General features: G+C 72.2%; 14 protein-coding genes. 8 read left to right on the top strand and 6 right to left on the bottom strand.

Annotated elements, in window-relative coordinates; all coding sequences use genetic code 11:
• Positions 1 to 43: 43 nt before the first annotated feature.
• Entirely contained in the window at positions 44 to 1,309 is a 1,266-nt protein-coding gene (locus ACLF3M_RS01615) for a Hint domain-containing protein (protein WP_430655090.1), read from the bottom strand.
• 36 nt (positions 1,310 to 1,345) lie between these two features.
• Between ACLF3M_RS01615 and ACLF3M_RS01610 the strand changes: the two genes are divergently transcribed.
• Positions 1,346 to 1,639 (top strand): hypothetical protein, encoded by a 294-nt coding sequence (locus ACLF3M_RS01610; RefSeq protein WP_430655089.1) that lies wholly within the window; start codon positions 1,346 to 1,348, stop codon positions 1,637 to 1,639.
• 57 nt (positions 1,640 to 1,696) lie between these two features.
• On the opposite strand, the gene ACLF3M_RS01605 is transcribed toward ACLF3M_RS01610, so the two are convergent.
• Complete coding sequence (locus ACLF3M_RS01605; protein ID WP_430655088.1) at positions 1,697 to 3,058, bottom strand: Hint domain-containing protein; 1,362 nt, start codon at positions 3,056 to 3,058, stop codon at positions 1,697 to 1,699.
• 382 nt (positions 3,059 to 3,440) lie between these two features.
• On the opposite strand from ACLF3M_RS01605, the gene ACLF3M_RS01600 reads away from it, so the two are divergent.
• The 5 genes from ACLF3M_RS01600 to ACLF3M_RS01580 all read left to right on the top strand — a co-directional run bounded on the left by ACLF3M_RS01600 (position 3,441) and on the right by ACLF3M_RS01580 (position 8,499).
• Positions 3,441 to 4,832 (top strand): FAD-binding oxidoreductase, encoded by a 1,392-nt coding sequence (locus ACLF3M_RS01600; RefSeq protein WP_430655087.1) that lies wholly within the window; start codon positions 3,441 to 3,443, stop codon positions 4,830 to 4,832.
• 205 nt (positions 4,833 to 5,037) lie between these two features.
• Positions 5,038 to 6,252, top strand: coding sequence for an MFS transporter (locus ACLF3M_RS01595; protein WP_430655086.1), 1,215 nt, complete (start codon positions 5,038 to 5,040; stop codon positions 6,250 to 6,252).
• Positions 6,253 to 6,327: 75 nt separating this feature from the next.
• Positions 6,328 to 6,471, top strand: coding sequence for a hypothetical protein (locus tag ACLF3M_RS01590; RefSeq protein ID WP_430655085.1), 144 nt, complete (start codon positions 6,328 to 6,330; stop codon positions 6,469 to 6,471).
• Between the two features lie 55 nt (positions 6,472 to 6,526).
• A complete protein-coding gene (locus ACLF3M_RS01585) occupies positions 6,527 to 7,363 on the top strand; it encodes a universal stress protein (protein WP_430655084.1) in 837 nt (278 codons plus the stop codon).
• Between the two features lie 62 nt (positions 7,364 to 7,425).
• Positions 7,426 to 8,499, top strand: a complete 1,074-nt coding sequence (locus ACLF3M_RS01580) for a methyltransferase (protein ID WP_430655083.1) — start codon at positions 7,426 to 7,428, stop codon at positions 8,497 to 8,499.
• On the opposite strand, the gene ACLF3M_RS01575 is transcribed toward ACLF3M_RS01580, so the two are convergent.
• The 4 genes from ACLF3M_RS01575 to ACLF3M_RS01560 form a co-directional block, all read right to left on the bottom strand.
• Positions 8,442 to 9,239, bottom strand: coding sequence for a hypothetical protein (locus tag ACLF3M_RS01575; protein ID WP_430655082.1), 798 nt, complete (start codon positions 9,237 to 9,239; stop codon positions 8,442 to 8,444). The two genes, ACLF3M_RS01580 and ACLF3M_RS01575, sit on opposite strands and share 58 nt — an antisense overlap.
• A gap of 64 nt (positions 9,240 to 9,303) precedes the next feature.
• The gene (locus ACLF3M_RS01570) at positions 9,304 to 10,488 is read right to left on the bottom strand and encodes a CaiB/BaiF CoA transferase family protein (protein WP_430655081.1); all 1,185 of its coding nucleotides are present in this window, start codon (positions 10,486 to 10,488) and stop codon (positions 9,304 to 9,306) included.
• Between the two features lie 16 nt (positions 10,489 to 10,504).
• Positions 10,505 to 11,470 carry a Bug family tripartite tricarboxylate transporter substrate binding protein gene (locus ACLF3M_RS01565; protein WP_430655080.1) on the bottom strand — a complete coding sequence of 322 codons (966 nt, stop codon included), beginning with the start codon at positions 11,468 to 11,470 and terminating at the stop codon, positions 10,505 to 10,507.
• Between the two features lie 148 nt (positions 11,471 to 11,618).
• Complete coding sequence (locus tag ACLF3M_RS01560; protein WP_430655079.1) at positions 11,619 to 12,506, bottom strand: SMP-30/gluconolactonase/LRE family protein; 888 nt, start codon at positions 12,504 to 12,506, stop codon at positions 11,619 to 11,621.
• Between the two features lie 62 nt (positions 12,507 to 12,568).
• Here ACLF3M_RS01560 and leuC point away from each other — a divergent pair, with 62 nt between their 5' ends.
• Positions 12,569 to 13,936: a 3-isopropylmalate dehydratase large subunit gene (leuC, locus tag ACLF3M_RS01555; RefSeq protein WP_430655078.1), complete on the top strand. Its 1,368-nt coding sequence runs from the start codon at positions 12,569 to 12,571 to the stop codon at positions 13,934 to 13,936.
• A 78-nt stretch (positions 13,937 to 14,014) separates the two neighbouring features.
• Positions 14,015 to 14,617, top strand: coding sequence for a 3-isopropylmalate dehydratase small subunit (leuD, locus tag ACLF3M_RS01550; RefSeq protein ID WP_430655077.1), 603 nt, complete (start codon positions 14,015 to 14,017; stop codon positions 14,615 to 14,617).
• The last annotated feature ends 26 nt before the right edge of the window (positions 14,618 to 14,643 follow it).

The following is a 14,643-nucleotide window of genomic DNA, read 5'->3' as shown; positions in this document are numbered from 1 at the left end:
CCTTCTGGACTCGGGGCGCGGGGGCGTGAAGCCCCCGCCGCGTTCAGGCGACCGCGGCCTGGCGGACCGGCTCGGCCGCCGCGGCGGCGCGGAGCGCGACGGTGTCGCGGATCGCGGCCAGCTTCTCGCCGCCCTGGACGACGGGGGCGCAGACGCGGCGTTCGTCGCGGCCGGTGCCGTAGGCGTCCTGGGCGTCGGTCACCTGCAGCGCGGCGACCGAGGCGTTCTCGAACCAGGCGCGGTTGTCCGCGTCGAGCCAGCTTTCCGCCGCCGCGCCATGCGCCAGCAGGACGTCATGCTGCTCGAGCTCGACGTGGTAGTAGGTGACCTCCGGCAGGCCCTGCTCCGCCACGATGGAGGTGCCGTTCACCAGCACGCGGGCCGGGACGAGCACGCCGTCGAGGTAGAGGCAGTGGTCCGGCGAGACCAGCAGGTCGCGATGCGGCGTGCAGTCGCCGAGCGCGCCGGCCTTGATGCGCACCGGGGCGAGGAGGTGGGCGTTCGGGTTGCCGGCCAGGGTGATGCGGCGGCGGCCGACCCAGAGGATCGGCTTCATCGGCGCGCCACGTCCCGAGACGGTGGCGACGAGGTCGCCCGTCTTGAGCTCCTGCACCATGATCTCGCCCTGGTCGGTCAGGATGTCCGTGCCGGCGGCGAAGCAGATCGGCGGCGGGACAGTGCCCTGGACGATGGTGTCCAGGCCGATGATGGTGTTCGAGGTCGTGTCGGCGCCGGTGCCGGTGAAGCGGAAGATCGTGACCCCGTTCGGCCCTGAGCCCTGCTGGATGATCTCGATCGGGCCGTTGACGACGAGGCTGTCGGTCTGGGTGCTGAGATCGATGGAGTTCCCGCCCGAGGAGCTGTCCATGTAGATCGTGTCGGCGGCGTTGCCGCCGAGGACGGTATTCTGGTCGCCGTAGATGATGTAGGTGTCGGACTGCGCGGCGTTGTTGCCGGGATCGCCGCCCGAGCCGAAGTTCCGGCTGCCTTCCAGCGAGATGGTGTCCGAGCCCACGCCACCATAGACGGTGCCGCTGCCGGCGGCGCTGACAAGGTCGCTGCCGTCGCCGCCCAGGATGGAATCGTTACCACCCTGCCCGAAGAGGGTGTCGTTGCCGCCGTTGCCGAGGATCGTATCGTTGCCGGCGCCGCCAGCGATGGAGTCGTTGCCGAGGCCGGCATCGATGGTGTCATTCCCGGCATTGCCGAACACGGTGTTGGCGCCCGCGCTGCCCAGCACGGTGTCGTTGTTCGGCGTACCCGAGAAGGTCGTATTGCCTGCGCCCAGGACGGTATTCGTGCCAGACATTGCCCTGTACCTCTTCCGATTCAGTCCCGTTCGCGGATGAAGCCGGCGGTTCTGCCGGATTCGGGAGAGGTTCGCGCCGCGGGCGAACCCGCGACGGTGCTCAAAAAACCTTCACCCGCCCTGTCAAAGGTTCCTTACCGAATGACAGGTGATGAATCAAGGTTCGATTTTGTATCCACGGTTGGGTTTTCCACAAGAAATTATGTTTATTCAGCGGGTTGGCTGTTTGTTGCGCTGCAGTGCGAGGTTAACGCCTCGCTGAGTCGGCATCCCAAAAAGCGAGAAAACCGCGGTTTTCTGCGCGATTCCGCGCGACTCGGCGCCTCCTGAGCCTGGCCGGAACAGGGGGCGGGGCCGCCTCGAATCCGCCCGCCCGCGCCCCGTCGCTCAGCCTCGGCGGCGGGCCGGCACCGTCCGGCTTTGCGCCTCTTCTGCCGCCGGCCCGGCCCGGCCGGCGCGCAGCGCGATCGCGTCGCGAATCGCGGCGAGCCTGGCGCCGCCCTGGATGATCGGCGCGCAGGGATCCGTCGCGCAGGGGTTTGGAGCCCCCGCCGCATGGGCGTCGGGCGTGTCGGCGACCCGCAGCAGCGCGAGCGGCGCGTTCTCGAACCAGGCGCGGTTGCCGGCGTCGAGCCAGCTTTCGGCAGCGGCGCCGTTGGCCAGCAGCACGTCATGCCGCTCCAGCTCGACGTGGTGGTAGGTCACCTCCGTCAGGCCGCGCTCCACCCGGATGGAGGTGCCGTTCACGAGCAGCCGCGCCGGCACCAGCATGCCGTCGAGGAACAGGCAGTGGTCCGGCGAGACCAGCAGGTCGCGGTGCGGCGTGTTCTCGGCGAGGGCGCCGGCCTCGATGCGCACCGGGGCCAGCCGGTGGGCGTTGGGGTTCCCGGCGAGGGCGATTCGACGTCGGCCGACCCAGAGCACCGGCTTCAACGGCGCGCCGCTTGCGCCGATCGTGGCGACCAGGTCGCCCGTCCGGAGTTCCTGCACCATGACCTCGCCGCGAGCGGTCAGGATGTCGGTGCCGGCGGCGAAGCAGATAGGGGCCGGGATGTCATCCCTGATGACGGTGTCGAATCCGATGATGGTGTTCGCGTTGCCATTCGGGAAGGTGATGATCTGGTACTGGTTCGACCCGGAGCCGAAGGTGTCGATCGTGAAGTTGCCCTGCGTCACGACAAGGACATCGCTGGGGCCGTTGCCGGCATCGATGCGATTGTCGCGGTAGCTGGCGTCCAGATAGATCGTGTCGCTCTGGTTGCTGGCGATCAGCGTGTTGCGGTTGCCGTAGACACCCATGAACTCATAGGCGGCGGCGCCGGTGCCGGACGCGTTGTCGCCGGTCGAGACGAGGTTGTCATCGCCGGTGACGTAGATGCTGTCATTGCCGGCATTCCCGAAGACGGTCGAGTTGCTGCCGGTGGAGATGGCGTCGTCGCCATCGCCTCCGAGGACGCTGTCGCGTCCGAGCCCGGCCGAGATCGTGTCATTGCCGATGCCGCCGAGGATCGTGTCGGCGCCGAGGCCGCCGAAGATGACGTCGTCGGCGGCGCCGCCGTCGATGCTGTCGTTGCCGCCGCCGCCGAAGATGAGGTCGTTGCCGCCGAGGCCTCTCAGTGTATCGGCGTCCGCGGTCCCGCCGGCGGCTGGATCCGCGGCGGCGCCGGGCGCACCGAGCATCGTGTCGTTGCTGGCACCGCCGACGGTGTCGTCAGGGTTGGTGGTGCCGGTGATGGTCGTGCCGGACATGGCGCGGATCTCTCGGCTGCCCCAGGCGTGGGCAGGTTCGGGTGGCGTCTTCGTTGGGCGGCGCCGGTGGCGCCGCGCCAGAGTCCGGGTGCATCGGCCGGGGTGGCGCGCCGGCTCTGTTCCCGTTACGCGGGATAGAGCACAAATCCTGTCAACTATCGAGTGAAATCTTATTTTTTGGTTTGTAAGCTGCAAGGTTCCTATTTGGAGACAGATTGTTGATGCGGGGTCGCGACCGTCCTGTCCCTTCGTTTGCGTGCTGCAGCGGGTCGGCCGCATTCCAGGAGACGAGGCGCCATGCGCGGCCGGGCCTCCCCCGCTGCGCCGGCTCGACCTTGCCCGCCGACGGCCCGGGGGGCAGGGTGCGGGCGAAGGCAGAGCCATGAACACAACCCCCCGCCCCGTGGATGCCGTGATCGCCGCCGCGCGGGAGTTCCTGGGCGATCGCTTGACCACCAACGCCACCGTGCGCGAGCAGCACAGCCGGGGCGAGGACAGCTCGACCCCGACGCTGCCCGACGCCGTCGCCTTCGTGGAAAGCACCGCGGAGGTCGCCCGCCTGGTCGCGCTGTGCCACCGGCACGAGGTCCCCGTGGTGCCCTTCGGCGCCGGCACGTCCCTGGAAGGCCATGTGAACCCCGTGCGGAAGGGGATCAGCCTCGATCTCTCGCGCATGGCGCGGGTCCTCGAGGTGAATGCCGAGGACATGGATTGCGTCGTCGAGCCGGGCGTGACGCGACAGCAGCTGAACGACCACCTGCGCGACCAGGGGATGTTCTTCCCCGTGGATCCCGGCAGCCACTGCACGCTGGGCGGCATGGTCGCGACGCGCGCCTCCGGCACCAATGCCGTGCGCTACGGCACGATCCGGGAGAACACGCTGGGCCTCGAGGTCGTGCTGGCGGATGGCCGCCTGATCGAGACCGGCGGGCGGACGCGCAAGGCGGCGAACGGCTACGACCTGACCAGGCTGTTCATCGGGTCGGAGGGCACGCTCGGCGTCGTGACGAAGATCCGGCTCCGCCTGCACGGCATCCCCGAGGCGATGAGCGCGGCGGTGGTGCAGTTCGAGACGCTGGCGGGCGCGGTGCAGTCCGTCATCGAGACCATGCAGATGGGCATCCCCGTCGCGCGGATCGAACTGCTGGACGACGACATGATGGCGGCCGCGATTGCCTATTCGAAGCTCGAGGGCTATGCGCCGAAGACCACGCTGATGCTGGAGTTCCACGGCAGCGAGGCCGGGGTGAAGGAACAGGCCGAGGCGGTGGAGGCGATCACCGCCGGCCATGGCGGGTCGGGGTTCCGGTGGGCGACGGACGCCGGGGAGCGTGCGCGGCTGTGGAAGGCGCGGCACGACAGCTACTGGGCCGGCGTGGCCTGGAAGCCCGGGCACAAGGCGCTGACGACGGATGTCTGCGTGCCGATCTCGCGCCTGGCCGAAGCCCTGGTCGCAGCGAAGGAGGAGGCGCGGGCGCTGGGCCACGCGACCTGCATCGTCGGCCATGTCGGCGACGGCAACTTCCACCAGATGGTGCTCTACGACCCGACGGATCCGAAGGGACTCGAGCGCGCCTGGGACATGGACCGGCGCATCGTGGAGCGCGGGCTGGCGCTGGGCGGGACCTGTTCGGGCGAGCACGGCATCGGGCTCGGCAAGCGCGAGTTCCTGGAGCGCGAGCACGGCGCGGAGGCGCTGGCGGTGATGCGGAGCCTGAAGCAGACGCTGGATCCCAAGGGGATCATGAACCCGGGGAAGATGTTCAGGAATTGAGGGCAGCTTTCACCCTTGTTCCCCGCCCTCGTTCCCTCGCCCGCTCCAGAGCCCCCCTCCCCCGCAAGCGGGAGCGGGATGGGGTGGGGGTGGTTCGTCGAGGGCGCTCTCATCCTCGCACCCCCACCCTGACCCTCCCCCGCTTGCGGGGGAGGGAAATCGAAGGTCGGGGGAGGGAGGCGCCGTTCCGGCGGAGCCCGCCGGCATGACCCAGCCTATTGCTCTCCCCATCCTCGTCCTCTGCCTCGGCCACGTCTTCTCCAACGCCGTCCGCACCATCCCCGCCATCGCGGCCGACGTGCTGATTCGGGACCTTGGGCTGACGGCGGAAACGCTGGCGCAGGTCACCGGCGCCTTTCCGCTGGTCTTCGCGATCGCGATGGTCCCCGTGGGCATCGGGCTCGACCGCCACGGGGTGAAGGCGGTGTCGCTGTGCCTGCTTGCCGTCGCGGGATGCGGCGCCGCGATGGGGGCGGCCGCCACCGGGCCCTGGTCCATGCTGGCGGCGCAGATGGTGCTCGGCGCGGGCTGCTCGGGGATGCTGATGTGCCCGATCACCTTCGCCGCGCGGGGCCTGTCCGCGGCGCGCTTCGCCTCCTGGTCGGGGATCATCCAGGCCGTGGGCAACACGGGCATGCTGCTCTCCGCGAGCCCGCTCGCCTGGCTGATCGAGGCGACGGACTGGCGCATGGGCTACGCGGCCTGCGCCGCGCTGGCGCTGTCGGCGATGGCCGCGGTCGCGGCCTTCGTGCCGCATGACCGGCCGCCGCCGCGCCCCTCGCGCGGGATCGCGGCCGACATGGGGGAGGTGCTGAGCCTGGCCTGGTCGCCGGGGCTGCGCGCGGTGACGGTCTTCGTCTTCGCGAGCTTCGCCGCGGTGCTCGGCGTGCGGGGTCTGTGGGGCGGGCCCTGGCTGATGGAGGTGAAGGGGCTGCCGCGGGTCGAGGCCGGCAACATCCTGCTCGCCGCCGCCCTGGCGCTGACGGCGGGGCCGGCCATCGGGGGCTATGCGCTGCGGCGCATCGGGCGGCCGGTACTGCTGCTGTCGGGGAGCCACCTGCTGGCCGCGGCGCTGATCCTGCTGCTCGTCGCCGGGGGGCCGGGGGGCGCGGCGTCGCGCGCCTTCGGGCTGGCCGTCATGCCGCCGGGCTGGGACCTGCTCCTGCTGGTTGCCTTCGGCATCGTGATCTCCTTCCAGATCATCGCCTTCTCCCTGGTGCGGGCGGCGGTGCCGGCGGAGCAGGCGGGCCGGGCGCTGTCGGCGGCCAACATGTACTACTTCCTTGGCGCGGCGGTGCTGCAGGGGCTGTCGGGCTGGGCGGCGGGTCAGGGCGGCGTCGCGGCGGCGCTGCTGACCTTCGCCGGCGGGCTCGTGCTTTGCACCGCGGGCTTCCTCCTGCTGCAGCGCGGGCGGGGCTGAGCGCACGCGGGACGGTGTTTCGCCGCGCGCCCCGCCCGGCGCTACCGTTGCGGTCTGGCAGCGGAGGCCGGGGCCATGCGAGGCCTCCTGAAGGGCATGATCGGCCTCGGCGCCGTGGTCTTCGCGCTCTGGCTCGTGCACCTCGTGCTGGTCATCGGCGAGCACGCCGACGGCGCCTTCGGGCGCGTCGCGGCGCGCAGCTGCGGCGCCTGCCACTGAGCCGGATTGGACGCACGCGCGGCCCGGGCTAGCCTTTCGGGGAGGAGGACGGCGCATGCTCCGCAGCATCCTGGTGGCCCTCGACGACACGCCGGGCGCGCAGGCCGCGCGCGACACCGCGATCGCGCTCGCCCGCGCGACCGGCGCGGCGCTGACGGTCGCGGTCGTGCTGGACCGCCCGCATACCGGCGACGAGTACGAGGCCGTGCCGCTCGGCGGCCAGGCCTTCAAGGAACGGCGCGACGCGAAGCTCGCCGAGCAGGCGGAGCGCGATGCCGAGCAGGCGCTGGCGGATTGCGCGGTGGCGGCGGGCGATCTGCGCTACGCGACGCTCAGGCTGGAGGACGCACCGGAGCCCGCGCTGCGCCAGGCCGGCGCGGCGCATGACCTGGTGGTGATCGGGCGCGACAGCACGCTCGGCCGCGAGCAGACGGAGGACGGCGTCGCCCCGGTCATCGAGGCGCTGCTGCGCGATGGCGCGCGGCCGCTGCTGGTGGTGCCGCCGGGCGCGGTGCTGGCGGCGGAAGGGCCGGTGGTCGCGGCCTATGACGGATCGGCGCCGGCGCGGGAATCCTTCCAGCTCTTCGCGCTGCTCGATCCCCTGCCGGGGGTGGAGGTTCGCGTGGTCACGGTGGACGCGACGCGGGACTCGGCGCTGCCGCTGGCCGAGCAGGGCTGCGCGATCCTGCGCGCCCGCGGCCTGGCGGCGACGCCGCTGCCCTGGACGGGTCGCGACGTCACGCATGCCGTGCTGGAGGCGCTGGAGGGCGTGAAGGGCCGCATGCTGGTGATGGGCGCCTTCGGCGGGTCGAGCCTGGTGCGCATGCTCGTGGGCGCGACCACCGACGCGCTGCTGCGCGACGCCCCGGTGCCGGTCTTCATCGATCGGTGAAGCCGGCGATTTGCCTGGCCTGCGGTCCGCGCCGGGCATAGCGTCCCGCGCGGAGGTCCGTCATGGACAGCCCCGACAGCGACCGCGCGGCGCTCGACCGGCTGCTGCGCGGCTTCATCGTCTCCCGCCTGTTGCGCACGGCGGCGGAACTCCATCTCGCGGACAGGGTGCCGGCGGAGGGCACGACCACGGTGGCGGCGCTGGCGGAGGAGGCCGGCGTGCAGCCAGGCCAGCTCCGCCGCGTGCTGCGGGTGCTCGCCTCCGCCGGCGTCTTCGCGCTGACCGCCGGGGACGAGGTCGCGCACAGCGCCATGTCGCGCCTGCTGCGCAGCGACGCGCCGAACAGCCTGCACCACGCCGCGCGCTTCTGGACCGCCCGCGGCAGCTGGCGCGCCTGGGAGGAAGCCGAGGCCGCGCTGACCGGCGGCGTCCCGCACGAGGCGGCCTGGGGCATGGGTCGCTTCGCCTGGCTCCGCGCGCACCCCGAGGAAGCGCGGATCTTCGACGCGATGATGGCGAATTTCCCGGACAACCGGCATGCCGCGGTCGCCGCTTCCTACGACTTCGCCGCGGTGCGGGTGATCTGCGACGTCGGCGGCGGCAACGGCGCGGCGCTGCGCCACATCCTCGCGCGGTTCGAGGGGCCGCGCGGCATCCTCCTCGACCTGCCCGACGTGCTGGCCGCCATCCCGGCGGACCAGCTGCTGGACGGGCGCATCGAGCCGCGTCCCGGCAGCTTCCTCGACGCCGTGCCGGCGGGTGCCGACCTCTACCTCGTCGTGCGCGTGCTGCATGACTGGGGGGACGAGGACTGCCGGCGCATCCTGCGCAACATCCACGCGGCAGCCGAAGCGGGCAGCCGGCTGCTGGTCGTCGAGCAGCTGCTCGATCCCGACCCGTCCCGCTCCGCTTCCACCTCCTGCCTCGTGGATGCGCAGATGATGGTGATGTTCGGGGAGGCGCGGGAGCGCAGCGCGGAGGAGTTCGCGGGGCTGCTGTCGGAGGCCGGCTTCGCGCTGCGCCGCGTGCTGCCGACGGGCTCGCCGGTGTCGATCCTGGAAGCCGAGGCGGTCCTGGCTCAGTCCTCCACGATCGGGTCCGGCGCGACGAAGAGCCCGAGCGTCCAGCCGAGGTAGAAGCGGAGATCGTCGTCCAGCGCGTCGGAGGCGTAGAAGTCCAGCCGCGCGCCGCCGAGCGACGTCGCGACCGCATCCGCGGCCCAGGCGAAGACCAGCCACCCGCCCGTCACCCAGGCCGTGAGGCGCGCGAGCGCGGGAAAGGTCGAGGCGTCCCAGCGCCGCAGCGCGATCCGCGCGCCGAGGCCGGCGAGCAGCGTGCAGGGCACCGCGCTGGTCAGCGTGACGGGCCAGCCCCAGTCGAAATGGATGCCGGTCGCGACGGTCCAGGCGCCGACCAGCGCCACCGCCGGCACGGCCGCGCGGCGCCAGCTGCCGGCGACGAACCAGGCCGCCGTGACCGCCGCGGGAATCGCCGCCCATTCGAGCGTCGCGTCGAGCGCGCGCGCGAGGCTCACCCGGTGCTCGTCGTCGCCGGCATGGCCGCCGCCGAGATAGGCGGCGATCGCCTCGTGCAGGCAGACCACGACGAAGCCGAAGCCGACCGAGAGGGCCGCGCTGAACAGCAGCCCGTGCCGCTGCTCCGTCTCGAGCCGCCAGTGGCCGGCCTTCAGCCGCTCGGCCAGCGGCTCCACGAAGAAGGCGAAGAGCGCGCCGATGAACAGCGCGGAGGCGGCGTCGGCGATGCCGAAATGCCCGTGCATCAGGACGAAGCCCTGCCAGATCAGCTCCGGCGCGAAGGCGCAGAGCGACACCCAGACCGTATAGACGGCGTAGCGGAGAGCGCGGTGGAGCGGCACGGATGCCTCGCTGTGTGGTCCAGGCCGCTTTTACGGCAGAGCCGCGCGGCCGTGCGCCACCGCGCTAACCCGTGATGATGCCCTTGTCACGCAGGGCGGCGATCTCGGCCGGCGCGTAGCCGAGCTCGGCGGCGATTTCCGCGCCGTCGGCGCCAGGCGGGCGGAGGTCGCCGGCGCCGCCGGGGCGGGCGCCGTCGATCGAGATCGGCAGGGCGGGCAGCGCCGTGTGCGTGCCGTCGGGCAGCGTGACCGGCACCAGGCCGCCGGAGCCCAGGAGATGCGGATCCTCGAAGAGGTCGGCGGGCCTGCCGATGGGCGCGAAGGGCAGGCCGAGCGCCTCGCACTTCGCCATGAGGTCGGGCTTGGTCCATCGGCGCAGCACGGCCTCGATCCGCGGCAGCGTGCGGTCGCGCGCCATGACGCGCTGCTGCTTCGTGGCCAGGCTCGGGTCGGCCGCCAGGTCGTCCAGCCCGAACGCCCTGCAGAAGGCCGGCCATTGCGTGTCGGTGACGACGCCGACGAAGACCTGGCCGCCATCGGCGGTGTCGAAGATGTCGTAGACCGGCCAAGCCGGCGTGCGCACCGACATCGGCCGCGGTGCGGTGCCGGTGATCCGGGTCTGCGCCATGTGCTGCGCCATCAGCAGGGTGACCGTCTCGAACAGGCCGGCCTGGACCTCGCCGCCCTGTCCCGTGGTCTCGCGCTCCCGCAGGGCGGCGAGGATGCCGATGACGGCGGCGAGCCCGCCCATGATGTCGATCACGGAAGACCCGGCGCGCAGCGGGCGGCCCTCCGGCCCCGTCATGTAGGCGAGCCCGCCCATCATCTGCACGACCTCGTCGAGCGCGGTGCGGTGGTCGTAGGGGCCGGGCAGGAAGCCCTTGCAGGAGCAGTAGACCAGGCGCGGGTTCTCCGCCGCGAGCTGCTGGTAGCCGAGGCCGAGCTTCGCCATCGCGCCGGGCCGGAAGTTCTCGATCACGACGTCGGCGCGGGCGAGGAGCTTTCGCACCAGCGCCATGCCCTCGGGCGCCTTCATGTCCACGGCCAGGCTGCGCCGACCGCGGCCGAAGGCGGCGTAGAAGCCGGTGCCGGAGCCCGTCAGGCGCCGCGTGGTGTCGCCGTCCGGCGCCGGCTCCACCTTCACCACGGAGGCGCCGAGGTCGGCGAGCGTCATGCCGACCGTCGGGCCCATGACCATGTGCGTGAACTCGACGACGCGGATGCCGGCGAGCGGGGTGGGGGAGGTCATCGCGTGGCTCCGGACGTCAGTTCGGCCGCAGGCCGGCCTCGCGCAGGATGGTCGCCCAGCGCGCGGCTTCCTCCTGCACGAAGCGCTGCGCCTCGGCCGGCGGGTTGCCGATCACGCGCTCCGCACCGAGCTCGGCGAGCCGCGCGCGCACCGCGGGCTCGGCCAGCACGGCGGCGGTTTCCTGCTGCAGGCGCGCGACGATCGCGGGCGGCGTGGCGGCGGGTGCGAGGATCGCCTGCCAGACCATGAAGGTGGCCTCGGGGAAGCCGGCCTCGGCGATGGTGGGGACATCGGGCATCACCGGGCTGCGCTGCGGGCCGGAGACCGCGAGCGCGCGCGCGCGGCGGCCCTGCGCGAGCGGGAAGCCTGTCGCGCCGGCGTCGTAGAGCATGTCGAGCGTGCCAGCGGCGAGGTCGAGCGCGGCGGGGGCGCTGCCGCGATAGGGCACCTCGGTCATCTCGAGGGCGGCCGCGCGCAGGAAGCGCAGCGCGACCAGCTGCAGCGCGCCGCCGCCGCCGGCGGTGCCGTAGGTCAGGCGGCCCGGTTGGCTGCGCGCGGCCACGGCGAGGTCGCCGACGCTCCGCCAGGGCGCGTTGGGCGGGACGAGCAGCACCATCGGGCTCTCCGCGACGATGGTGATCGCCGTGAGGTCGCGCTCGGGGTCGAAGTCGAGCGTGGGCACGACGGCGCGCAGCACGGCATGGCCGATATTGGTGAAGAGGATGGTGTAGCCGTCGGGCGGCGACTTGGCGACGAAGCTCGCGCCGATGGAGCCGGCCGCGCCGGTGCGGTTCTCGACCACCACGCGCTGGGGGAGGCGGGTGGAGAGGCGCTCCGCGACCAGGCGGGCAATGATGTCGGTCGGGCCGCCCGCGGCATAGGGCAGGACCATGCGGATGGGGCGCGTGGGCCACGCGTCCTGGGCGAAGGCCGGGGTGGCGAAGAGGGCGGGCGCGGCGAGCAGGATGCGCCTTGTCGGCATGTCGTGGTCCTCGCCTTTCTCCCTGTTGCGCAAACCCCCACCCGCCTCGCCCCGCTCGGCACTCTCCCCGCAAGCGGAAGAGCGCGAAGCGGGCGACCGCTGCCTCCCCCGCGACGGGAGGGGCGGGGGCTTGCCGTTGCGGCGCAGATTAGGGCGCCGGCATCTCCGCCGCCAGCAGGCAGCCCGACTGGCTTTCCGTGATCACCAGCGTGCGGCCATCGGGCGCGAGTGTGCAGTTGGTGGGCATCCGGCCGAATTCGGTGCAGTCCACGCGGTGGGTGCAGACGCCGTGCTCGTCCACCACCCAGACCTGGCCGTGGCCAGGATTGGCGACGAAGAGCCGGTCATGCGCGTCCACCGCCAGGCCGTCCGGGCCCGAGGTGCCGGCGGGGATGCGGAAGAAGAGGTTGGCCTTCGCGACGACCGCGTCCGCGCGCAGCTGGAAGCGCCAGATCTCGCAGCTTCGGGTCATCGCGACCAGCAGATGCGTCGCGGCGCGGTTGAGGACCAGGCCGTTCGGGCTCGGGCCGTTCGCGATCAGCCGGTCCAGGCGGCCGTCCTGGTGCAGGCGCCAGACGCGGCCCGAGGGGTCCTGCAGCCCGGTCTGGCCCTGGTCGGTGAAGAGCAGCGAGCCGTCGGGATGGACGATCACGTCGTTCAGCCCGCGAAAGCCCTCGGACATCACGTCCTCCAGGATCGGCGCCATGGCGCCGTCGCGGGGATCGAGGCTGAGCAGGCCGTGGCGGTAATCCGTGATCACCAGATCCTGCGCGCGGGCGGCCAGGCCGTTCGGCCAGCCCTCATACTCCGCGATGGCCTCCCACCGGTCGCCGGCGACGCGGAAGACGCGCCCATGCGGGATGTCGGTGCAGAACAGGTTGCCCGCAGCGTCGAAGCAGGGGCCTTCGAGGAAGCTGTCCACCGGCGCCCCGCCGCGGTTGGCCTGCGCCCAGGCTGACGGCCGCGGCCGGCGCTGCGCGTCCGGCAGGCGGGAGAGCAGGCTGGCCGGGATAGCCCTGGGCGGGTCGAACCACATGGCGGGCAGGGTGCCCTGGCCCGCCCCTTGCGGTCGAGCCCCGGGCAACGCAGGTTCCCCCCATGGGGAAGACGCTGTTCAGCCGCATCTGGGATGCGCATGTCGTGCATCGCCGCGACGACGGGCTCTGCCTGCTCTATGTGGACCGCCATTATTTCCACGAGGGCAGCTTCCACGCCTTCAACATGCTGCGCGCGCGCGGGCTGAAGGTCCGCCGCCCCGACCTCTGCTTCGGCTTCGGCGACCATTACGCGCCCACGAAGTCGCGCAGCACGGCCGACATCGTGGATGCCGAGCAGCGCGGCATCATCGAGACCTTCGAGCGGAACGCCAGGGAAGCGGGGATCGAGGCCTTCGAGATGGGCAATGCCCGCCAGGGCATCGTGCATGTCGCGGGGCCGGAGCTCGGGCTGACCTTGCCGGGGATGACGGTGGTCTGTGGCGACAGCCATACCTCGACCCATGGCGCGCTCGGCGCGCTGGCCTTCGGCATCGGCGCATCCGAGGTCGCGCATGTCTTCGCGACGCAGACGATCTGGCAGATGCCGCCGAGGCAGATCCGCGCGGTGTTCGACGGCACGCTTCCTTCGGGGTCCACGTCGAAGGACATGGCGCTCGCGCTGATCGCGCAGATCGGCACCGGCGGCGCATTGGGCGGCGCGATCGAATTCGCGGGCAGCGCGGTGCGCGCGCTGTCGGTGGAGGCTCGGCTGACGCTCTGCAACATGGCGATCGAGGCCGGCGCGCGCACCGGCATGGTGGCGCCGGACGCGACGACGTTGGAGTGGCTGGCAGGGCGCCCCTTCGCGAAGCCCGTCGATATCGGCGCGCTGCGGTCCGACGACGACGCGGAGTTCGACGAGGAGGCGCGGCTCGACGCGTCGCGGATCGGCCCCATGGCGACCTGGGGCACCAGCCCCGAGGAAGCCGTGCCGCTGTCGGGCCGCGTGCCGAAGCCCGACCAGGCGCCGGACGAGGCGCGCCGCAAGGCCTGGACGCGCAGCCTGGACTACATGGGGCTGAGCGGCGGGGAGCGCATGGCCGACGTCAGGGTGGATCGCGTCTTCCTGGGCTCCTGCACGAATTCGCGCATCGAGGACCTGCGCGCCGCGGCGGCGGTGCTGAAGGGCAGGCGCGTCGCGGTGCCGATGCTGGTCTCGCCGGGCTCGACCCAGGTGAAGCGCCAGGCGGAGGCGGAGGGGCTGCACCGCATCTTCGCCGAGGCCGGCGCGGCGTGGGAGGAGAGCGCCTGCTCGCTTTGCGTCTCGATGAACGGCGACAGCGTGGGGGAAGGCGAGCGCTGCGCCTCCACCTCGAACCGCAACTTCGTGGGGCGGCAGGGACGCGGGGCGCGGACGCATCTGGTCTCGCCCGCTTCCGCCGCCGCCGCCGCCGTCACGGGGCGGCTGGTCGCGGCGGAGGGCGTGTGATCCGGCAGGCGCAGGGCGGAGGCACCTCAGGTGCCGAGCACCGTAGCCGTCGCCGGTCACACCAGAAAGGATGAATTGATGCCGGAGCCCTTCCTCTCCCTCACCGCCATCGCCGCGCCGCTCGAGATGTCCAACGTGGACACCGACCAGATCCTGCCCGCGCGCTACCTGCGCCGGCCGCGCGACGAGCGCTATGCGACCTACGCCTTCCACGACCTGCGCTTCACGCCGGAAGGGGCGAAGCGCGACGACTTCATCCTGAACCGCGCCCCCTTCGACCGCGCCGGCATCCTCGTCGCACAGCGCAACTTCGGCGTGGGCTCCTCGCGCGAGGCCGCGGTCTATGCGCTGCTCGCGATCGGGGTACGCGCGGTCGTCGCGGAGAGCTTCGGCGACATCTTCTTCAGCAATGCGCTGAAGAACGGGCTCGTTCCTGTCCGCCTGCCCGAGGCGGTGTGCGCGGGATTGCGCGCGACGCTGGCCGCAACGCCGGGTGCCGAGATCACGGTGGACCTGCAGGCCGAGACGCTGACCACGCCCGACGGGGCCACGCACCGCTTCACGATCCCCCCCTTCAACCGCGACTGCCTGGTGCGGGGGCTGGACGAAATCGGCCTGACCCTCACATTGCTGCCGGAGATCGAGGTCTTCGAGGCGGCGCGCGCGCCGACGCGCGTGTAACGTCTCGGCATCCTTCACTTGACGGG

Origin of the sequence: Falsiroseomonas sp. HW251 (genome assembly GCF_050563545.1) — a bacterium.
GTDB lineage: Bacteria > Pseudomonadota > Alphaproteobacteria > Acetobacterales > Acetobacteraceae > Falsiroseomonas.
This window is presented reverse-complemented; position numbering and strand designations above follow the sequence as displayed.

Excerpts from the sequence above, each read along its gene's own strand:
- leuC (WP_430655078.1), top strand. The coding sequence starts at position 12,569 with ATGGGGAAGACGCTGTTCAGCCGCATCTGGGATGCGCATGTCGTGCAT.
- ACLF3M_RS01560 (WP_430655079.1), bottom strand. The coding sequence starts at position 12,506 with ATGTGGTTCGACCCGCCCAGGGCTATCCCGGCCAGCCTGCTCTCCCGC.
- ACLF3M_RS01580 (WP_430655083.1), top strand. The coding sequence starts at position 7,426 with ATGGACAGCCCCGACAGCGACCGCGCGGCGCTCGACCGGCTGCTGCGC.
- leuD (WP_430655077.1), top strand. The coding sequence starts at position 14,015 with ATGCCGGAGCCCTTCCTCTCCCTCACCGCCATCGCCGCGCCGCTCGAG.
- ACLF3M_RS01610 (WP_430655089.1), top strand. The coding sequence starts at position 1,346 with ATGAAGCCGGCGGTTCTGCCGGATTCGGGAGAGGTTCGCGCCGCGGGC.
- ACLF3M_RS01585 (WP_430655084.1), top strand. The coding sequence starts at position 6,527 with ATGCTCCGCAGCATCCTGGTGGCCCTCGACGACACGCCGGGCGCGCAG.
- ACLF3M_RS01600 (WP_430655087.1), top strand. The coding sequence starts at position 3,441 with ATGAACACAACCCCCCGCCCCGTGGATGCCGTGATCGCCGCCGCGCGG.
- ACLF3M_RS01595 (WP_430655086.1), top strand. The coding sequence starts at position 5,038 with ATGACCCAGCCTATTGCTCTCCCCATCCTCGTCCTCTGCCTCGGCCAC.
- ACLF3M_RS01615 (WP_430655090.1), bottom strand. The coding sequence starts at position 1,309 with ATGTCTGGCACGAATACCGTCCTGGGCGCAGGCAATACGACCTTCTCG.
- ACLF3M_RS01605 (WP_430655088.1), bottom strand. The coding sequence starts at position 3,058 with ATGTCCGGCACGACCATCACCGGCACCACCAACCCTGACGACACCGTC.
- ACLF3M_RS01570 (WP_430655081.1), bottom strand. The coding sequence starts at position 10,488 with ATGACCTCCCCCACCCCGCTCGCCGGCATCCGCGTCGTCGAGTTCACG.
- ACLF3M_RS01590 (WP_430655085.1), top strand. The coding sequence starts at position 6,328 with ATGCGAGGCCTCCTGAAGGGCATGATCGGCCTCGGCGCCGTGGTCTTC.
- ACLF3M_RS01565 (WP_430655080.1), bottom strand. The coding sequence starts at position 11,470 with ATGCCGACAAGGCGCATCCTGCTCGCCGCGCCCGCCCTCTTCGCCACC.